The organism is Streptomyces sp. MK37H (genome assembly GCF_018035285.1).
In the GTDB taxonomy this organism is placed as follows: domain Bacteria; phylum Actinomycetota; class Actinomycetes; order Streptomycetales; family Streptomycetaceae; genus Streptomyces; species Streptomyces endocoffeicus.
In genome coordinates this window covers 1-19,355 of sequence record NZ_JAAAYH010000145.1, presented here as the reverse complement: position 1 = coordinate 19,355, position 19,355 = coordinate 1, and the positions used below count along the sequence as shown (strand labels likewise).

The window sequence follows — 19,355 nt, the reverse complement described above, 5'->3', positions numbered from 1 at the left end:
CCCGGTGCGCGCGGTCGGGTCCCGGCGCGGCAGCGCCTCAGCGGAAGGCGGCCACGTGGTCCTCCACCCACTGGGCGAACGTCCGCCCGGGGCGCCCCGTGATGCGCTCCACCTCGGGCGAGATCGCCTGCGGCCGGTCCACCAACTCCGCGAAGACGCGCAGCAGGGAGTCCGCCATGTCCGGCGTGAGGAACCCGCCGACCATCCGCTCCCGCGCCGCCTCGGGCGGGATCTCCTCGTACCGCAGCGGCCGCCCGATGACCTCACCGATGACGCGCACCTGGTCGGCGAAGCTCAGCGACTCGGGTCCGGTCAGCTCGGGGGCCTTGCCGACCAGGTCGTCGGTGAGCAGGGCACGGGCGGAGACCGCGCCCATGTCGGCCTCGTGGATGAGTGCCATCTGCGCCCCGGCGTACGGCCCGTAAACCACGTCCCCGGCCTTGATCTGGTCCACCCACTGCAGCGTGTTCGCGGCGAAGCCGCCCGGGCGGACGAAGGTCCACTCCAGCCCCGTGCGCTCGACCTCGTCCTCCAGCGCGCGGTGGCGGGCGCCGATCGGGTTCCGCTGCGGATCGACATCGTCCAGGACGGAGGACGAGGAGAGCATCACGATCCGCCGTACCCCGCTCTCCTTGGCCCGCTCGAGGACCTTCTCGGACCCGACCTGCCAGACCACCGCGGGGTTGAGGAACAGCGCCGTGGCACCGTCCAGGGGCAGCTCATCGGTGCGGGCCGCCCGCACGCCCTCCGGCAGCCGGGCCGCCTCGGGGTCGCGGGTGAGCGCGAGCACCTCGGCGCCCGCGTCGGCCAGGTGCTTCACCACATGGCTGCCGACGTTTCCGGTGGCTCCGGTCACCACGAACATGATCAATCTCCTTGCCTGTCATGCGATCCGTACGTAACCGCAGCCAGGTTCATCCAAACGGATGACGTTGTCAAACAGATAGATGAGAGCATGGCGGGTACCCCGGCTAGCCTGTCCGGGCCGAGAGAAGAGGAGATGACGACGATGCAGGGGACGCCCAAGAGGCCCCGCCGCGCCCCCACGCCCGAGGAGCGCAAGCAGTGCCCGGAGCGCTCCCGGCGGCTGCTGCTGGAGGCGGCCATGGACGAGTTCTCCGAGAAGGGGTTCGCGGGGGCGCGCGTCCAGGACATCGCGGACCGCGCGGGCCTCAACAAGCAGCTGATCACCTACTACTTCGGCGGCAAGGAGGGCCTCTACCGGGAGCTGGGCCGCGAGTGGCTGCGGCACGAGGCGACCTTCAACGACCCCGCGGTCCCCTTCGAGGAGCTGGTCGCCCGCTACCTCCGGGAGGCGTTCGACGACCCCCGCGGCATCCGGCTGGCCATCTGGCAGGCGCTGACCGGCGAGGTGGGGGACGAGCCGCGCGAGGACCTGTCCGACATGCGGCGCCGGCAGGCGGCGGGCGAGCTGGCGGACGACCTCGACCCGGCCGCCGTGCTGCTGATGTGCTACGCCATGGTCTCCGCACCGGCCACCATGCCGCACGCCGTCCGCCAGATCTTCGGCATCGAGCCGGACTCGCCGGAGTTCCGGGAGCGGTGGGAGGAGCAGCTGCGCCGGGTCATCCGCCACCTCGCCGCGTAACCGCACGCCCTACCGTCGGCTCACTCGGTCACCCCGTCGATCTGGAACGTCTGCACCGACTTCTCGGCGAACGGAACGCTCAGCCGCTTGCCGTCGAGCGCCGTGTCCCGGCGCGCGGCGTACAGATCGCCGGTGCCCGAGGTCTGGGTGGACCAGCGTGGCACCAGCCCGCCCGTGCCCCCGGTGACCTGGCCGAAGCGGGACAGATCGAAGGTGAGCGTCTGCGCGGCACCGGGGTTGACGGCGACGAGCACGAGCCGCCGCGCCCCCGGGTCGTAGGCGGCGACCGCGTGGTCCGAGCCGGTCTCCAGAATCCGCATCCCGGGGCGGATATGGCGGGTGAACTGCGCGAGCACGTAGTACTTGGTCTGCACGGCGCCGGGCTGGGCGGTGTCCGGGTCGTAGTGGATCAGCGCCCAGCCCGCGCTGGGATCCATCACTTGCCAGTAGGACCACGCGGTGGGGTGCAGCCAGCGGAAGTCCAGGCAGAGGTTGGTGGCCAGGGTGAGGCCGGTGCCGTCCTTGTCGCCGGTCTCGGAGTTCCACAGCTTCTTGCCCGCCGCGCGCACATCCAGGTACAGCAGATCGCGGCGGCCGCCCGAGCCCTGGTAGCCGTGGACGTTGACCTGGTCGACCAGGGCGCGGGTGGCGGTGTCGAACGAACCCCAGGTGGTGCGGGCCAGGTCGTAGCTGGTCTCGTCCGACGCCGAGATCCGGGTGCCGGTCAGGCCGCGCGCGTCGAGTTCGGTGCGGAGGTGGCCGAGGACGGTCCGCTGGACCGCCGCGTCGATGTGGCAGCCCTCCTGGGTGCCGTCCGCCTTCCACCACGCCGACGACGGCTCGTTGAACGCCTCGACCGTGGCGAAGCGGACGCCCCAGTGGTCCTGGGCGTAGCGGGCGGTGGTGGCGAGGTAGAGCGCGAACTGGCGGTAGTTCCAGGACTGGAGGTTGTTGCCGCCGTCCGCCGCGCCCGACGGGTTGTGGTTGAGACACATCCACCACATGGGCGAGTTGGAGAACAGCTCGCTGACGGCGCCCCGCTGGACCGCCTTGGCCAGCGCCGCCCGCTGGACCGCGTCGGCGTTCCAGTGCCAGGCCGCGGAGGCCGGGTCCTCGCTGTTCCAGTCGTGCCAGTAACCCTCGATCTGCTTGAACCGGGGGATGTTGGGCGAGGCCGCCATGGACTCGCCGCCCACGCTGGTCCAGGCGCAGCCGCCGAGGTTGTAGCGGGCGATGTTCAGCCCGAGACCGGGCAGCGATCGGCCGTCGTAGCCCACCGACCTGGTGGTGAAGAAGAGATCGGCGAAGTCGTCCCGCTGCCCGAAGAGATTGGCCCACCAGGCGAGCGAGGTGCCCCAGCCCTCCCAGGCCCCGTGGTCGGTGCCGGGGTCGACGCCGATGGTCTCGTCGGCCCAGGCGGTGCCCGTCGTGAGCGCGGTGCCGAGCACGGTGGTGCCCGCCGCCGCCAGAAGCGTTCTGCGCCGCATCGTCAGTCCCCTCCGCCGCTCCGGTCCCCGTCGCTTACGAAGAGTCGGGGCAGCGGCGGGCGTTGTCGAGAGGCGTGACAGCGCTTTCTACGAGCCGACCGTGCTTCCCACAGGGCGAGCCGAGGGGTACGCGGTGACGGGCCGCCCGAAATTCGGTTGCCTTCGCCCTCCCCCGTGTCCAGGATGTCCGCGACCTCACGTCTACGAGCAGGAGCAACCGATGCGCCGATTCCTCGGAACGACTCAGCGCCCCCACCGGACGACCGTTTTCGAGGACCTCAGCATCCATGCCCAGCTCTCCACGGGTCTCACGGACCCTCAACATCGGTGTGCTCGCCCATGTCGACGCCGGTAAGACCAGCCTGACCGAGCGGCTGCTCTACGACGCCGGGGTGATCGACCGGCTCGGCAGCGTCGACACCGGGGACACCCAGACCGACACCGGCGAGATCGAGCGGCAGCGCGGTATCACCGTGCGGACCGCGGTTGCGTCCCTCACCGCCGGGGACACCCAGATCAACCTGATCGACACCCCCGGCCACTCCGACTTCATCGCCGAGGTCGAGCGCGCCCTCGGGGTGCTCGACGGCGCGGTACTCGTGCTGTCCGCCGTCGAGGGCGTCCAGGCGCAGACCAGGGTGCTGATGAAGACCCTGCGGCGGCTGCGGCTCCCGGTGCTGCTCTTCATCAACAAGATCGACCGTGCGGGCGCCCGCGACGAGGGACTGCTCGCCGACATCCGGCGCGCCCTGGCGCCGCATCTCGTTCCGCTGACGTCGGTACGGGACCTGGGCACGCGGAACGCCCGCGTCCGGCCGCGCTCCCTGGACGATCCGGGGGTGCGCGCCGAGGCGGCCGAGGTGCTGGCCGAGACCGATGACGCGATGCTCGCGCGGGTCGTGGACGGTCCGCTGCCCTCGGCCGAGGAGGTGGGGGCGGCGCTCGCGGCCCGTACGGCGGAGGGGCTGGTGCATCCGGTCTTCTTCGGCTCGGCGCTCAGCGGCCAGGGTGTCGGGCCGCTGGTCGAGGGGGTGGCACGGCTGGTGCCGCCCGCGCCGGGCGGCGCGGAGCCGCGCGGCACGGTCTTCGCCGTGGAGCGCGGCGGAAGCGGCGGAAGCGGCGGAAGCGGCGCACGTAGTGGCCGTGGTGGCCGTACGGCCTATCTGCGGCTGTTCTCCGGCGAGGTGACGCTGCGGCAGCGGGTGGCCCTGCACCGCCGCGAGCCCGGCGGCGCCCTGACCGAGCACACCGGGCAGATCACCGCGCTGGAGGTCATCGGAGCCGCGGGGGCCGCGCGGGGGCCACTGACCGCCGGGAACATCGCGAGGATCAAGGGCCTGCCCGGAGTCCGGGTCGGCGACCGGCTCGGGCCCGTCCACGACGCCCCCTCGGACCGGCGGCACTTCGCCGCGCCCAGCCTCCAGACCCTCGTCCGCGCCCGCGAGCCCGGCGCCGCCGCCGCGTCCCGGCTGCACACCGCACTGCTCGACCTGGCCGACCAGGATCCGCTGATCCACGCGCGGGCGATGCCGGGCGGGGCCACCTCGGTGCTGCTGTACGGGGAGGTGCAGAAGGAGATCATCGCGGCCACGCTGGTCCAGGACTACGGCATCGAGGCGGACTTCGAACCGAGCCGTCCCGTACTGGTCGAGCGCCCCTCGGGGGTCGGCGAGGCCGCCCGCGAGATCGCCCGGGTCGGCCACACCGGGCCGTGGGCGACCGTCGGGCTGCGCGTCGAGCCCACCGAGCGCGGCGCCGGGGTGGTCTTCGGCTATGAGACCGAACTGGGCGCGCTGCCCCGCGCGTTCCACAACGCGATCGAGGAGACCGCGTACGAGACGCTGTTCCACGGGCCCCGTGGCCGCTCGGTGACCGACTGCCGGGTCGTTCTCGTCCGCTCCGGGTTCAGCGGCCCGGTGAGCACCGCGGCCGACTTCCGCGACCTCACCCCGGTAGTGCTCGGGGAGGCCCTGGACCGGGCGGGGTGGCGGATCTACGAGCCGTACCACGCCTTCGAGCTGGAGCTTCCGGCCGAGACGCTCGCCGCGGTCACCGCCCACCTCGCCGCCGCCGAGGCGGACATCGGCGAGAGCGTGGACGGTGCCACGGGGTGGCTGCTGCGGGGCGAGATCCCGGCCCGCCGGGTGCACGGTTTCGAACGGCTCCTGCCTCGGCTGACGCACGGCGAGGGCGTGTGGTGGTCCCGGCCGTGCGCCGACCGGCCGCTGCGCGCCGGGGCGGTGGTCCCGGGCCTCGGCTCCTAGATCCCGGGCGGCCCCACACGGGTGTAGACGACGCTGTTGCTGCTGCCGCCGGGCGTGATGACCCGCACGTTCACCGGCCCGGCGGGCCCGGACGGGGCGATGGCGGTGACCCAGGTGTCGGAGACGACGGTGAAGGAGGCGGGCGTGGAGCTGAAGAGCACCGAGCCGGTGGTGGTGAGACCGCTGCCGAAGAGCGTGACCGTGGTCCCGGCGTCGAGCGGCCCCTGGGTCGGCGACAGGCCGGTGAGGACGGGCGTGGGGACATAGGTGTACGGGACGCCGTTGCTGGTGCCGCCCGGCCCGGTCACGGTGATCTGCACGGTGGTGACGCCGGGCGGCGCCACGGCCGTGATCTGCGTGGCCGACACCACCGTGAAGGAGGTCGCGTTGACGGCCCCGAACCTGACCGCCGTCGCGCCGAGGAGATTGGTGCCGGTGAGCGTGACGGTCGTACCGCCGGAGGTGGGGCCCTGGGCGGGTGAGGCGCCGGTGAGAGTGGGGACGCCGACGTAGAAGTACGTGACCCCATTGCTGGTGCCGCCCGGCCCCGTCACGGTGATCTGCACCGGCCCGGCGGCCCCCGGCGGGGCCACCGCGGTGATCTGGGTGGCCGAGACCACGGTGAACGACAGGGCGGGCGTGGAACCGAAGGTGACCGCCGTGACGCCCGTAAGGCCGCTACCGATGAGCGTCACCGTGTTCCCGCCACCAACCGGCCCCTGCCCCGGAGAGACGGACGCCAGCACCGGCACCGCCACCGCCACATAGCTGTACGCCACCCCACTGCTCGTACCACCCGGCCCCGTCACCGTGACCTGCACCGTGCCACTCCCCGCCGGGGCCACCGCCGTGATCTGCGTCGCGGACACCACCGTGAACGACGAGGCGGGCGTCGAACCGAAACGCACCGCCGTCGCACCCGTAAAGCCGCTCCCCATCAGCGTGACGGTATTGCCGCCACCAACCGGCCCCTGCCCCGGAGAGACAGACGCCAGCACCGGCACCGCCACCACCACATAGCTGTACGCCACCCCATTGCTGGTGCCGCCCGGCCCCGTCACGGTGATCTGCACCGGCCCGGCGGCCCCCGGCGGGGCCACCGCCGTGATCTGCGTCGCGGACACCACCGTGAACGACGAGGCGGGCGTCGAACCGAAGCTGACCGCCGTCGCGCCGAGGAGATTGGTGCCGGTCAGGGTGACCGTCGTACCGCCGGCGGCGGGACCCGTGGCGGGCGAGATGCCGGTGAGGGTGGGGGCGGCGGCATAGCCGAACGCCACCCCGTTGCTCGTCCCACCCGGCGTGGTCACCGTGATCTGCACGGTGCCGCTGCCCGGCGGCGCCACCGCCGTGATCTGCGTGGCGGAGACCACGGTGTACGACAAGGCGAAGTTCGGGCCGAAGCGGACCACCGTGGCCTGGGTGAAGTTGCTCCCGGTGAGGGTGACCGGGGTCCCGCCGCCGGGCGAACCGGCGGCGGGGCTCACGGAACTGATCACAGGAGGGGACGCCACGGCCGTCGAGGGTCCGTTGCCTGTACCTCTGGCTTGAGGGGTACTCAAGGTGCTTCTCCTTCTAGCGGGTCGTCCCACGGGTGATCAGATGCCCGGACCGGCCACGTACTGGAACGAGGTCGGGGCAGTGGCGCTGCCGGCCAGGGTGGTGACCGCGATGCCGGCGGGGCCGGGCGCCCCGTCCGACGTGGGCGGCGACACCGCGGACACGGAGGTGTCGCTGATGACGGTGAACGGCGCCGCGATGCCGCCGAAGGTCACCGACTGGGTGGTGGACAGGTTGGTGCCGGTGATGGTCACCGCGGTGCCGCCGGAGGGCGGGCCCGAGGCAGGCGTGAAGCCGATGACCGTCGGCACGTCCACGTAGGTGTAGGAGAAGCCGTTGTTGGTGCCGCCCGCGGTGGTGACGCTCACCCCGACCGACCCGGCCGCTGCACCGGCCGGTACGGCCGCGGTGATCTGGCTGTCGGAGACGACGGTGGGCGTCGCGGTGTTGGCGCCGAAGTGCACGGCGTTGGCGGTCGACAGCCCGGTGCCGGTGATGGTGATGGTGTTGCCGCCCACGAGCGGTCCGGCGGTGCTGCTCAGCCCGGACTTGAAGGGCGCGCCGACGTAGAAGAAGTTCAGCGGATTGCTGGTGCCGCCGGGCGTGGTCACGGTCACCGGCACCACCCCGTTGCCGGACGGCGTGGTGACCGTCACGGAGGTGGCGTCGTTGGCGGTGATGGTGGCCAGATTGCTGCCGAAGTGCACGGCCGTGGCACCAGCGAGGTTGCTGCCGGTGATGTTGACGGTCTGTCCGCCGGCGGACGACCCCTGGCTGGGTGAGATGGGCATGGCGCATTGCCTCCTGGGTGAGGGCGGGGCGTGGACGGGACCGGGCGGGCTGGACCCGCTCGCGCTCACGGAAGTCCGGTGCGCGACCGCGGGCTTTGGGGCACCCGCCCGGTCCTCCTCGCGGTACGCCTGGCGCCCGGCTCCGGCGAGGACGCGGCGTCCCCAGCGCCGAAAGAATCGACGGGGGGTTCCACCGCACATTTTCAGTAATCCATCCGACGTAGCCCGCCACAAGGAGAGTGACGCTACGTCACCCGTTCGGCCGGGCGTGCGGGCTGGCGGGGCAGGGCACCGGATGCGCCGGGCCTGCCGTCCCGCCCCGTACCGCCCTGGCACGCCCCTCTGCGGCCCCGGGCCCCGCCCCTCACTCGTTCCCGTGACCCATCGGACGGACGGGTCACTTCCGTACCTCTCGGGCGTATGCTCTTGCCACATGGGGGCGGAAATGGGCATTACCGCCGATGCGACCTCCAACGGGGGCACATGGCGGGTGAGGATCCGTAGTTCGGCCGGTGACGTCCTGGGCGCCGGAATCCTTCTGGGCAGCGAGACTGTGCTGACATGCGCCCATGTGATCCCCGACGACGGGCTCCCGGTTCCCGCCACCGAGGTGCTGGTCGAGCTGGTCGAGGTGCACGAGGCCCAGCCCGTCCCCGCGCGCGTCGCCGACGGCTGCTGGGTGCCCCAGCGCTCCGACGGCTGCGGCGATGTGGCGCTGCTGCGGCTGGGCCGGCCGCAGCCCGCCGAGCACGCCGCGCCGCTCTACCGGCTGCCGCCGGTGCTCGGCCGGCCGGTGTGGATGGGCGGCTTCCCCAAGGGGCTCGACAACGGCCACTATCTGCGCGCGAAGACCGCCGGGCGGGTCGGCCCCCGGGCGGAGTGGGTGGGCCTTGACCCCAAGTCGCCCAGGGATGTGGTCCGTAAGGGCTTCAGCGGCGCCGGGGTGGAGGACGAGGCGACCCGGCATGTCATCGGCATGGTCGTCAGCCGGTACGACGACCCGGTCGACATCCCCTCCGCCGAGCGCCTCAGCGTCTCCTACATGATCCCGGTCGAGACGATCGTCCGCCATCTGCCGGTGGTCCACCGCTGGGTGCGCGGGGACCCCGGGGTGGACCGGCCGCTGGTCTCCCCGCTGACCACCGGCGTCCAGGACATCGGCTTCGCCCAGCGGCTCGCCGTATGGCTGCGCCGGGAGCCCCTGACCGGGCGCCCGGGCATCACGGACGTGGAGACCGTGGTCATCGAGGACGACGACCACGCGCGGTACGAGGCGCTGAGCCGCGCCATCACGCTCGCCGACCGCGAGCTGTCGGGCGGCGGCCCCGACGAGGCGGTCTCGGCCGCGCCGCACGGCACCGTACCGCCGCTGGGCAGCGTGGACCTGGCCATCGACGTCACCAAGCGCACCGACACCGAGGTCGCGCTGCGGGTCGCGGACCGGATGGATCTGCGCTCGCCCGGCGACACCTCCCCGCTCAGCCGGGTCCGGGCCAACGCCGTGCCGCTCACCATCGTGGCCGTCGGCGTGGACCGTGCCCGCGACCCCGAGGCGCTGGTCGGCTTCATGAAGCTGCTCGCCGACCGGGGCAGCCGCCTGCTGCTGGTCTTCCGCGACCCCCGCTCGAGCGGACTGCGACTGGCCGAGCGGCTGTTCCGCCCCGAGGCGGCCCGGATCGACGCCTGGCTGGACGAGCTCGCCGGGCGGGTGGCGCTCGCCGCCGACCGCGAGCACGAGACGGCCGGGCGCGGGGCGCGCCGCTCGTCCTTATCGGACGCCGAGGACGCCACGGCCCTGCGGATCAATCTGACCCGGCTGCGCTCCGACCCCGAGCTGCGCTCCCACCGCATCGTCGCCAAGCTGGCCGCGTTCGAGCACTCGGTGCGGGCGGTCGCCGAGCGGGCCGAGGAGACGCTGCGGGTGATCGACGCCCAGCAGCCGGCGGTCCAGGAGCTGAAGTGGCAGCTGGTGTCGTACACGGCGATGCTCGGGACCAAGGCCGAGTCCGAGCGGGCCGAGCTGATTCCGCTGCACCGCGCCGCGGTGCGGCTGCTGGCCGAGGTGCCCTGTGATCTGCCGGAGGCCCGCCGGGCCGTCGACCGGTTCGTGGCCGCCGTGCACACACCGCCGGAGGGGGAGGCGCCATGACGGACGGCAATCGCCCGGACTGCAATCGCCCGGACTGCCGCGGCGAGGGCCTGGGCCGGATCAACGCCCGGGGGTTCTGCTCGGAGTGCGGCCGCGGGCCCCTGCCCGCCGCCCCTTCTCCCCCTCCCCCGCGCGCTGAGCCCGCTACCCCTTTGGCCTCCGAGTCCACCGCGACCACGGCCCGTGCCCGCCGCCGCGATGTGGCGCGGAAGTTCACGGTGCGGCCGGCCGGCGAGGGCCTGCTGGACCTGCCCCGCGTCGAACTGCCCTCGCTGCGCGATCTGGTGATGGACGATCCGCATCCCCCGTCGCGCGGCCAGACCTGCGGCTGGGAGGGGTGCGGCGAGATGGTGGGCGCGCCCTACGCCGGACAGCCCGCGCTCTCCCGGGGCTACTGCCCGCGCTGCCGCCATCCGTTCGACTTCACCCCGCGGCTGAGCCCCGGCGATCTGCTGGGCGATCAGTACCGGGTGATCGGCTGCGTCGGGTACGGCGGGCTCGGCTGGGTCTATCTCGCCGAGGACACCCAGCTGGACGACCAGCCCGTGGCCATCAAGGGCCTGATCAACAACGAGGACGAGGCGGCCCTGCGGGTGGCGGTCGAGGAGCGCCGCTATCTGACCATGCTCGACCACCCCGGCATCGTCCGGATCATCAACTACGTGACCCAGCCCGACCCCCGCGACGACGGGGCGCTGACGGGCTACATCGTGATGGAGTTCGTCGGCGGGATGACCCTCGCCCAGATCAAGGACCACATCGCGGACGCGGTGAAGCCGTACGACGGGCCGCGGCTGTACGAGCACATCCTGGCCTACGGCTGTCTGGTGCTGCGCGCGCTGGGCTATCTGCACGGCGAGAAGCTGCTGTACTGCGATCTCAAACCGAGCAATGTGATGCACCACGAGGACCGGGTCAAGGTGATCGACCTCGGCGCGGTACGGCGGCTGGGCCAGCGGGACGGCGGGCCGCCGGTGATCACCGAGGCGTTCGCCGCCCCCGAGGTGCTGGCCCGGGGCGCCTCCGCGCTCACCCAGCGCCATGACCTCTTCGGGGTCGGCAGGACGCTCGAGGAGCTCTCGGACAAGGCCACCCGACAGGCCCAGCGGCCGCCGGGGCTGGGCGCCGAGTCCTACCGCCGGGTGCTGGCCCGCGCCACCGCGGCCGACCCGGAGCGGCGGTTCGGATCGGCCGCGGAGATGTCCGAGCAACTGTGGGGCGTGCTGCGGGAGATCCACTCGCTGCGGCTCAGCCGGGAGCAGCCCGAGCCGTCCACGCTCTTCGCCCCCACGTCGGCGCTGCTGGACTCCTCGCTGGGCCGGATCCCGGCCCTGGAGCGCTGGCTGGACGGGGAGCCGCGCCCGCTGCTGGCGTCCGGGCTGCCCCGGCCGGAGCGGGTGCCGCTCGGGCTGCCGGTGCCGTTCCCGGACGCGGCGGATCCCGGCGCGGCGCTGCTGGGCGTCCCCACCGACAGCGGGCCGCGGCGGCTGATCGAGCAGTTGCGCGCCTTCCCCCGCCCCTCCGCCGAGATCCGGCTGCGCGTCTGCCGCGCCTGTCTGGAGCTGGGCGAACGGGACGCGGCGGCCGAAGAGTTGGCGATCGCCGTGGAGCTGATCGGCTCCGCCGCCCCGTACGACTGGCGGCTGTCCTGGCACCGCGCCCTGCTGCGGCTCGCGGACGGCGCGGTGGCCGACGCCCGGCGCGAGTTCGACGAGGTCTACAGCGCCCTGCCCGGGGAGTACGCGCCCAAGCTGGCGCTCGGCTACTGCGCCGAGCACCTGGGCGACCACGAGGCCGCCAAGCGGTTCTACGAGGCGGTGTGGCAGCGCAACCGCTCGCAGGGCAGCGCCGCCTTCGGGCTGGCCCGGCTCCGGCTCGCGGCGGGCGACCGGGGCGGCGCGGTGGAGATCCTCGGCGGAGTGCCGAAGGTCTCCCGCCACTACGACGCCGCGCGGATCGCCATAGTGCGGGTGCTGTCGGGGCGGCTGGGCCACCCCGACGCCCTGCCGACGGCCGAGGACCTGGCGGAGGTGCGCACGAGGCTGCCGCGGCTGTATCTGGACGAGGGGCGCGAGTCCGGCCCGGCCCGCGACCGGCTGACGGCGGAGTCGCTGGAGGTGACGCTGGACTGGGCGGAGCGGCGGTCCGCTGCCGGGGAGCGGCTGGTTGAGCCCGCTGAGCACGTCCGTTCAAGGCGCTGGGTACGGAAGGGGCGCGCCGTTCTGGCGACTGAAGCGCCCCGGAGGGGAACCGAACCCCGGTCACTGGTGTATGGGGAGTGGGAGAACGAAAGCGCGCTGCGCGCGGAATTGGAGCTGACCCTGCGCCGGCTGGCCCGGCAGGCGGACAGCCCCGAGGCGCTCGGGGTGCTGATCGACCGCGCGAATGCCATCAGGCCCATGACCCGCGTCTGACAGGGGGATCAGATGAGCGAGGACCGCAGAAGGCAGTTCGGCCCAGGGGGCGCGGACGGGGGCCCGGCCCTCACCCTGCGGGTGCACCAGAACAAGTACCTGCCCGCCTCCGCGGGCCGCACCGAGATGCACGCCATCGTCAGCGTGCGGGCCCACGGCCTGGGCCCGGCGGCGGCCCGTACCGCCACTTCGGAGGTCATCGTCATCGACTGCTCGATGTCGATGAGCTGGCCGCCGACGAAGATCGCGGCGGCGCGCCGGGCCACCGCCACCGCGGTCGGCATACTGCGCGACGGCACCCGCTTCGCGATCGTCGAGGGCACCGAACAGGCCCAGGTGGTCTATCCGTTCACCGGCGGCATGGCGGTGGCGGGGCCGGACACCAAGGCCGCCGCCGCCCGGGTGGCGGCCCGGCTGCCCGCGGTCGGGGGCACCGCGATCGGCTCCTGGCTGGACCTCGCCCGGCGGCTGCATCTGCGGCAGCCCGCCACGATCCGGCACACCCTGCTGCTCACCGACGGCCGCAACGAACACGACCCGCCCGGCTATCTGGACCAGGTGCTGGACGCCTGCGCCCCGCATTTCACCTGTGACGCGCGCGGGATCGGCGACGGCTGGGACGCCACCGAGCTGAAGCGGATCGCCCACCGGCTGCACGGCCGGGCCGACGCGGTCCTGAAGGACTCCACGCTGGCCGCCGAGTTCGAGGAGATGGTCTCCGCCTCGATGGCCAAGGCGCTGGCCGGGGTGCGGATCCGGATCCGCACCCGGGCGGGCAGCCGGGTCGGCTTCGTCAAGCAGGTGCACCCCACCCGGGCTGACCTCACCGACGAGGGCGTCCGCCCCGATGAGCGCACCTGGGAGTGGACCACCAGGGCGTGGGGCGACGAGACCCGCGAGTACCAGGTGTCCGTGCTCGCCGATCCGCGGCGCGATCCGATGGGCGAGGACGTGGAGCTCGCCGCCGTGGAGCTGGCGGTGGAGGGCGACACCGCGCTGCCGCTGCCCGAGCCGGAGTCGGTGCTGGTCCAGTGGACGGACGATGTGCTGCTGTCGTCCCGTATCGACCCCCGGCTGGCCCACTACGACGCCGACTCCGAGCTGGGTCACGCGATCACCTCGGGCTGTGACGCGTACGAGGCGGGTGACCGGGAGCGGGCCCGCCGCCAGTGGGGGCGCGCCGTCCAGCTGGCCCATCAGCTGGGCAGCGAGAAGATGCTGGCCCGGCTGAGCGGGCTGGTCCACATCGTCGACGCCGCCACCGGCGAGGTGCGGATCCGCGAGCCCATCCGGCCGCTGGACCTCAACTCGGTGATCGTCGTGTCGGAGGAGAGCGCCCCCTTCATGGGGCTGGAGCGCCCGGAGCCCGCCGCGCCGCCCGCCGCGGATGTCCGCTGCCCGGCCTGCGGGCGCCGGTCGCCCGCCACCGCCGGGTTCTGCCAGCAGTGCAACGCCCCCCTGAACGGCGAATCGGGTCAAGCGGGTCAAGCGGACGGCGCGCTATGAGCGCCACCCGGGCCTTCCTGGTGCGCCGGCTGATCGCCCTGCTCGTGGTCACGGCGGTGGCCGTGGCCGCGCTGCTGGCCGCGTACTACGGCGTCAGCCGCAACTCCAAGGCGGTGACCGACCGGTCCACCCCGGCGATACTGCAGGTGGCCGCCGCGATCGACGCGCTGAACGCCTCCTACGACGAGGCCCGGCGCAGCGTCTCCAGCCCCACCGCGGAGTTCGAGGGGCTCAGCGAGGAATACCGCGACAAGCTGTCGACGGCCAAGCAGAGCCTGACCCAGGTGTCCAAGAGCACCATCGGGGGCGAGTCGGCGCGCGGCGCCCTGCGCACCTCGGCGGCGCTGGTGACGTCCTACGGCGACACCGTCGAGCAGGCGTACGCGAACCGCGAGAACCCGACGCTCAGGGATGCCTACCTGCGGTACGCCGACTCCATCCTGCGGCACGACCACAGCGGCGTCCTCGACCGTCTGAAGGCGGTGCAGCAGCGGCAGTTCGGCGTGCTCGACGACCAGACCTCGTTCGGCTGGCTGCTGGCGTTCGCCTGGTGGCTGCTGGTGCCGGGGCTGTTCCTCACGCTGGCGGCGCTGCTCGTCCACACCCAGCGCTTTCTGCGGCACCGCTTCCGGCGACTGGTCAACCCCTGGCTGGCGGCGGCCACCGCGCTGCTCGTCGCCCTGCTGCCGCTGGCGGTGTTCACGTACCAGACCCAGGACCGGCTGGAGTCGGCCCGGGCCAGCCTGACCCAATCGGACATCGGCCGCACCGGCGGCCCCACCGCCAGGGAGGTCGCGAGGACGATGCGGAACGCGCATTGGCAGGCCGGTGCGGTCGGCTGGATACCCGTGGGCGGCGCCGTACTGGCCGCCCTGGTCCTGGTCGGTCTGCAGCCGCGTATCGACGAGTACCGGTTCCAGTCCCGATGAGCGCGGCGAAGCGGTCCGGGCACGCCACGGCCACGGTCCTCGGGCTGTGGATGGTGCTGCTGTGTGTCGTGGGCGCGGGCGATACGAGTGGCTGGCAGTCGCGCGGCAGTGTCAGCGTGCTCGCGTCATGGACCCGCGACGAGGGCAAGGCGTTCCGGGGCCTGCTGGACACATTCACCCGGCGCACCGGGATCCATGTGGACTATCAGGGCACCACCGCGCTGCGCGAGGTGCTGTCCTCGGAGGTGGCCTCCGGGACCCCGCCCGACATCGCCGTGCTGCCCAGCACGGGCGAGCTGGCCGCGTACGCCCGCCAACGCCAGCTGACCCCGCTGGACGGAGTGATCCCGAGCCGGGAGGCCACGGCCTACGGAAAGCTGTGGACGCCCCGGCTGAGCGCCGACGGGCCGGTGTACGGGATCGCGGTCAAGGCCGATCTGAAGAGCATCGTGTGGTACGACCGCGACCGCCGCCCGGGTACCCTGCCCGCCCTCGCCGCCGACGGCCGCCAGTGGTGCGTCGGAATGGGCGACGACGCGGCCTCCGGCTGGCCCGGCACCGACTGGATCGAGGATCTGCTCCTCCAACAGCAGGGCCGATCCGTCTACCAGGACTGGGCCACCGGCGGGCTGCCGTGGACGGACCCCCGGGTGGAGCGGGCCTGGCAGAGCTGGGGCTCGCTCTTCGGCAAGGACACCGCGCGCACCGCGCTGATCATGGACTTCCGCGAGGCGGGCACGAAGCTGTTCGGCACGAACCCGCCGTGCGCGCTGGAGCACCAGGGGTCGTTCATCCGTGGCGGCTACCCCGACCCCGCCAAGGCGGCCTTCGCCTTCTCCCCCGGGCTCCTCCCCGGCACCGACCGGCGATCCACCGCCCGGGAGGTGTCCGGCGACTTCGCCGCGATGTTCCGCGACACCCCGCAGGCGCAGGAGCTGATGCGCTATCTGATCTCGGCCGACGCCCAGCGGGCATGGGGCGAGAAGACCGCCGACAGCAGCACCCACCCGTTCTTCGCCAACAGCGACGTCCAGTTGGACGCCCAGGGCGACGACGCCGTGGGCCGGAGCATCGCGAAGACGCTCCGGGACTCGGTCTCGCTGTGCCTGGACGCCTCCGACGCCATGCCCACGCGGATGCGGGTGGCCTTCCAGCGCGCCGCGCTGGCCTACCTCAGCGACACCAGCAAGCCGCCGGACGGGCTGCTGCGCAGCCTGGAGAGAATCCGCCAGAGCCTCCGCGACACCCCCGACCAGCCCTGGCTGTCGACGGTCTGCGGCTGACCGGGCTCAGGAAACCGGGTCAGCCGCTGACCGGGCCAGGAGACCGGTCTGCCGCCGAGCGGGCTCAGGGAGCCATCTCGTCCGGGCAGGGCGTGCCGCGCGGCAGCTGGTACTTGCCCGTTATGCGGTAGATGCCGGGCCGGGGGGCGTGCAGCACGGTCCACTCGTCCTCCGGCTGGCCCTCTTCCCCGCCCTCGATCTGCTTGGTGAGGCAGCCCTCGCGGTTGATGGGCAGCCGGTCGTCCTCCCCCTTCGGGGCGCGGACGCTGTGCCCGTCCTTGTCCACCAGACCCAACCACGGCGAGTACGGGATGCGGATGAGCACCGGACCCTTGGCGCGGACCGACAGCACCAGCTGGTCGGCGCCCGCGCGCCGCACGGTGGCGGGCGGGTCGGCGATCTGCGTCGGGTCCTTGACCTCGTACAGCTTCCAGTTCTCGTCCGACCAGACCTGGCGCAGATACGGCAGCTCGGTGCCGAGCAGCTCGGACTCCTTCTCCGCCGCGGTGTCCGGGTCGTCCGCGGGCAGCACCACATAGTGCACCGCCCAGCGCTTGAGCCATTCGTGGTAACTGACCGGGGTGAGGGTGTCCTCGCCGTAGAAGATCGGGTTCCGGTCCAGGTCGCGCTGGCGGTTCCAGCCGCGCGCCAGATTGACGTACGGGGCGAGCGCGGAGGACTCGCGGTGGCTGCGCACCGGAACCACCTCGACCCGGCCCCGGTCGGCCTTCTCCCGCTTGAGCCGGTCGACCAGCGGCGCCAGCTCACGGGCCCAGGACGCCGAGGGGGCGGTGTGGATCACGTCGTCGACGGTCTTGACCCCCTGCCACACGGTGACGGTCGCGAGCGCCAGCACCAGAACGGTCCAACGGCGGCCCGCGCGCGTCGTGCGCAGCTCGGCGCGCGGTGGCTTGCGCACCGCGGGCAGCGCGGCGATCAGCACCACACCGCCGAAGACCATGCCGAGCCGGGAGATATTGGTGCCGATCTGGGAGGGGATCGCCCAGGTGAGCACCACTCCCAGGCAGTAGAGCCCGGCCCCGACCCGCACCGTCGACCAGGTGCGCGGCACACACATCAGCGTGGCGGCACCAGTGATGAACGGCAGGATCACCGACCCGATGCCCATCGGCTGCTCACCGGAGAACGGGAACAGCCACGCCGACAGGCCGACCACCACGGCCGGGGTGATCCCGAGCGCGTACGCGGCGGGGCGCCGCCTGGTCAGCCACAGCCCGGCGGCCACGACGCCCACGAACAGACCGGCCACCGGACTGGACATGGTCGCCAGCGCCGACAGCACGGCGGCCAGGACGAACCGTCCGGTCCTGTGGTGCCAGTGCCGGGAGCGCCACCGCCGGGGCCAGGCGAAGATCACGGCGACGGCCGCGAGCCCGAACATCGCGCCGAGCCCGAAGGTCACCCGGCCCGAGATGGCGTTGCAGGTCAGCGCGAACGCGCCGTACATGGCGGGCCACAACGGCCGCCGTACGGCACGGCTGCGCACCAGCAGCAGCGCGAGCAGCCCGGCGGACAGCGTCCCCGCGACCATCATCGTCGAGCGGACCCCGAGGACCGCCATCAGATATGGCGAGATGACGCTGTACGAGACCGGGTGCATCCCGCCGTACCAGGCCAGGTTGTACGCCAGGTCCGGGTGCTGGAGGGCGAACTCCGCCCAGGCGTCCTGCGCGGCGAGGTCACCGCCGCTGTTCGCGAGCAGCGCCACCCACACCAGATGCAGCAGCGCGGCGGCGGCCAGGGCGGCCAGAACCGGATGGCGCAGGGCCGCCGTCCGGGCGCGCTGGAGCAGCCCGCTCGAAGTGGCCTGGCGGCTCTCGCGCTCCGCCTCCGCCGGGCCGGCCGGCCCGGCCGGCCAGCGCTGCGTGGGTACGCGTATTCGTGCGGCGGTGCTCTCCTCCGAGCCCCCGCCTTCATCGGCCCGTGTCGGCTCCACGGTGGTCACTGCGGCTCTCCCCGTCTTCCCCCGAGGTCTGCCCCATCGTCCTCAACCCCGCGCCGGATCACTCCGGTTCCGCGGTGGGTCCAGGCCGGGGACCCATCGACGCTAGCACGCTCGGGCGGCCCCGATCCGGCTCGGGCCCCGGCGGCGTTTCGCGCCGGGGCCGCTTCCTCTCGTCCCCTCTGTCCCACTTCCCGCGTGGGTCAGCCGATACGGGTCAGTTTCGCGCCGAACGACGGCTCGGACAGATCATCCTGAAGGGCCACCGGCGCCTTGAGCTGCCCGGGGCCCGTGCCCACGGTCACCTCGCCGACGACCGTGCCCGCCTTGGCCGAGTGCGGCACCTTCTTACCGCCGTCGCCGATCTTGATGTCGACCGTCAGACCGGACCAGCCGACCGCCTTCAGATCCTTGGTGGCGACTACCGGCGTGGTGCCGCCGAGGCCGTCGTCGACCTGGCCGACGACATCGCCCTTCTTGATGACGGTGGCCGAGGTGAGGGCGTCCTGCGCGGCGGTGATCAGCTTGTAGCTGTTGGTCTGCGCGAGCTGGAGGCTGGCGTCCAGCGTGGTGGTCGCGCGCTGCTCGAGGACCACACCGAGGATCCGCTGCTTCTTGCCGTCGATCGTCCGGACGGCGCCCCACATCAGCGCACCGCCGGCCGGGGTGGACGAACCGGTCTTGATGCCGATCACCCCCGGCTTCACCAGCAGATTGTTGTTGTTGTAGATGCGGTCCTCGAGCCCCGGGATATCGGTGTTGGGCGTGGCCACGACCGCCCGGAACGCATCGGACTGCATCGCCGCCTTCGCCAGTTTCAGCTGGTCGGCCGCGGTGGACTTGGTGGACTCCTTCAGACCGCTGGGGTCGGTGTAGGTGGTGTGCTTCATCCCCAGGCTCTCGGCGGCGTCGTTCATCTTCTTCACGAACGCGTCGAGCGATCCGGCGTCCCAGCGGGCGAGCAGCCGGGCGATGTTGTTGCTGGAGTTGATCAGCAGCAGCTGGAGCAGCTGGTGCTGGGTGAAGCTCTGCCCCTCCTTGACCTCCGCCCGCGACTCGTCGGCGGACTTCGCCTCCTCGGCCGCCTGCGCGTCGATCTTGATCTTCGGACCCTCCGCGTCGCCCTTCAGCGGATGGTCCTTGAGCACCACATAGGCCGTCATGACCTTGGTGACGCTGGCGATCGGCACGGGCTTCTGCTCCCCGGAGGTGCCCAGGCTGCCGACGCCCTCGACCTCGGCGGCCGACTGCCCCTGGTCGGGCCACGGCATCGAGAGCGCGCCGCCGCCGAAGCGGTAGGAGGCGTCCGAGGTGAGCTTCAGCGATGGATCCGGCAGCGGCCGCAGCGCCTGGACGACGCCCAGGATGATCACCAGCAGCACGGCCAGCGGCGTCCAGAT

The 19,355-nt window shown here is 72.7% G+C and carries 12 protein-coding genes and 1 pseudogene; 7 read left to right on the top strand and 6 right to left on the bottom strand.

The annotated features are described in order from the left end of the window. Window positions 1-37: 37 nt before the first annotated feature. Window positions 38-865 (bottom strand): NAD(P)H-binding protein, encoded by an 828-nt coding sequence (locus GWI24_RS21075; RefSeq protein WP_210947473.1) that lies wholly within the window; start codon window positions 863-865, stop codon window positions 38-40. A 135-nt stretch (window positions 866-1,000) separates the two neighbouring features. On the opposite strand from GWI24_RS21075, the gene GWI24_RS21070 reads away from it, so the two are divergent. Beyond that, on the top strand, window positions 1,001-1,609 hold the full coding sequence (locus GWI24_RS21070) for a TetR family transcriptional regulator (RefSeq protein WP_247616667.1): 609 nt from the start codon (window positions 1,001-1,003) through the stop codon (window positions 1,607-1,609). Window positions 1,610-1,629: 20 nt separating this feature from the next. Here GWI24_RS21070 and GWI24_RS21065 read toward each other — a convergent pair whose 3' ends face one another. Further along, window positions 1,630-3,096 (bottom strand): glycoside hydrolase, encoded by a 1,467-nt coding sequence (locus GWI24_RS21065; RefSeq protein WP_210947472.1) that lies wholly within the window; start codon window positions 3,094-3,096, stop codon window positions 1,630-1,632. Window positions 3,097-3,383: 287 nt separating this feature from the next. Here GWI24_RS21065 and otr(A) point away from each other — a divergent pair, with 287 nt between their 5' ends. After that, window positions 3,384-5,360, top strand: coding sequence for a tetracycline resistance ribosomal protection protein Otr(A) (gene otr(A), locus GWI24_RS21060; RefSeq protein ID WP_210947471.1), 1,977 nt, complete (start codon window positions 3,384-3,386; stop codon window positions 5,358-5,360). On the opposite strand, the gene GWI24_RS21055 is transcribed toward otr(A), so the two are convergent. After that, window positions 5,357-6,952, bottom strand: a complete 1,596-nt coding sequence (locus tag GWI24_RS21055; RefSeq protein ID WP_374103324.1) for an IPT/TIG domain-containing protein — start codon at window positions 6,950-6,952, stop codon at window positions 5,357-5,359. The two genes, otr(A) and GWI24_RS21055, sit on opposite strands and share 4 nt — an antisense overlap. A 6-nt stretch (window positions 6,953-6,958) precedes the next feature. Continuing rightward, window positions 6,959-7,711 carry an IPT/TIG domain-containing protein gene (locus tag GWI24_RS21050; RefSeq protein WP_210947469.1) on the bottom strand — a complete coding sequence of 251 codons (753 nt, stop codon included), beginning with the start codon at window positions 7,709-7,711 and terminating at the stop codon, window positions 6,959-6,961. Window positions 7,712-8,156: 445 nt separating this feature from the next. On the opposite strand from GWI24_RS21050, the gene GWI24_RS46295 reads away from it, so the two are divergent. From GWI24_RS46295 to GWI24_RS21025, 5 genes are read left to right on the top strand one after another with little or no spacing between them, the layout of a single operon-like run. Further along, window positions 8,157-9,860: a serine protease gene (locus tag GWI24_RS46295; RefSeq protein WP_210947468.1), complete on the top strand. Its 1,704-nt coding sequence runs from the start codon at window positions 8,157-8,159 to the stop codon at window positions 9,858-9,860. Beyond that, a complete protein-coding gene (locus tag GWI24_RS21040; RefSeq protein WP_247616666.1) occupies window positions 9,857-12,274 on the top strand; it encodes a serine/threonine-protein kinase in 2,418 nt (805 codons plus the stop codon). The genes GWI24_RS46295 and GWI24_RS21040 overlap by 4 nt, the downstream gene beginning before the upstream one ends. Window positions 12,275-12,286: 12 nt before the next feature. Continuing rightward, the gene (locus GWI24_RS21035) at window positions 12,287-13,780 is read left to right on the top strand and encodes a VWA domain-containing protein (RefSeq protein ID WP_210947467.1); all 1,494 of its coding nucleotides are present in this window, start codon (window positions 12,287-12,289) and stop codon (window positions 13,778-13,780) included. Continuing rightward, window positions 13,777-14,709, top strand: coding sequence for a hypothetical protein (locus tag GWI24_RS21030; RefSeq protein WP_210947466.1), 933 nt, complete (start codon window positions 13,777-13,779; stop codon window positions 14,707-14,709). Before GWI24_RS21035 ends, GWI24_RS21030 begins: the two co-directional genes overlap by 4 nt. After that, entirely contained in the window at window positions 14,706-15,992 is a 1,287-nt protein-coding gene (locus GWI24_RS21025; RefSeq protein ID WP_210947465.1) for an ABC transporter substrate-binding protein, read from the top strand. The genes GWI24_RS21030 and GWI24_RS21025 overlap by 4 nt, the downstream gene beginning before the upstream one ends. 64 nt (window positions 15,993-16,056) lie before the next feature. Here the strand turns inward: GWI24_RS21025 and GWI24_RS21020 are convergent, their stop codons facing one another. Both GWI24_RS21020 and GWI24_RS21015 read right to left on the bottom strand, forming a co-directional pair. Continuing rightward, window positions 16,057-17,958, bottom strand: a complete 1,902-nt coding sequence (locus GWI24_RS21020) for an MFS transporter (RefSeq protein WP_210947464.1) — start codon at window positions 17,956-17,958, stop codon at window positions 16,057-16,059. Between the two features lie 200 nt (window positions 17,959-18,158). Beyond that, window positions 18,159-19,355: pseudogene (locus GWI24_RS21015) on the bottom strand (D-alanyl-D-alanine carboxypeptidase); the annotation flags it as partial.

Excerpts from the sequence above, each read along its gene's own strand:
- GWI24_RS21075 (WP_210947473.1), bottom strand. The coding sequence starts at position 865 with ATGTTCGTGGTGACCGGAGCCACCGGAAACGTCGGCAGCCATGTGGTG.
- GWI24_RS21070 (WP_247616667.1), top strand. The coding sequence starts at position 1,001 with ATGACGACGATGCAGGGGACGCCCAAGAGGCCCCGCCGCGCCCCCACG.
- GWI24_RS21065 (WP_210947472.1), bottom strand. The coding sequence starts at position 3,096 with ATGCGGCGCAGAACGCTTCTGGCGGCGGCGGGCACCACCGTGCTCGGC.
- GWI24_RS21050 (WP_210947469.1), bottom strand. The coding sequence starts at position 7,711 with ATGCCCATCTCACCCAGCCAGGGGTCGTCCGCCGGCGGACAGACCGTC.
- GWI24_RS46295 (WP_210947468.1), top strand. The coding sequence starts at position 8,157 with ATGGGCATTACCGCCGATGCGACCTCCAACGGGGGCACATGGCGGGTG.
- GWI24_RS21040 (WP_247616666.1), top strand. The coding sequence starts at position 9,857 with ATGACGGACGGCAATCGCCCGGACTGCAATCGCCCGGACTGCCGCGGC.
- GWI24_RS21035 (WP_210947467.1), top strand. The coding sequence starts at position 12,287 with ATGAGCGAGGACCGCAGAAGGCAGTTCGGCCCAGGGGGCGCGGACGGG.
- GWI24_RS21030 (WP_210947466.1), top strand. The coding sequence starts at position 13,777 with ATGAGCGCCACCCGGGCCTTCCTGGTGCGCCGGCTGATCGCCCTGCTC.
- GWI24_RS21025 (WP_210947465.1), top strand. The coding sequence starts at position 14,706 with ATGAGCGCGGCGAAGCGGTCCGGGCACGCCACGGCCACGGTCCTCGGG.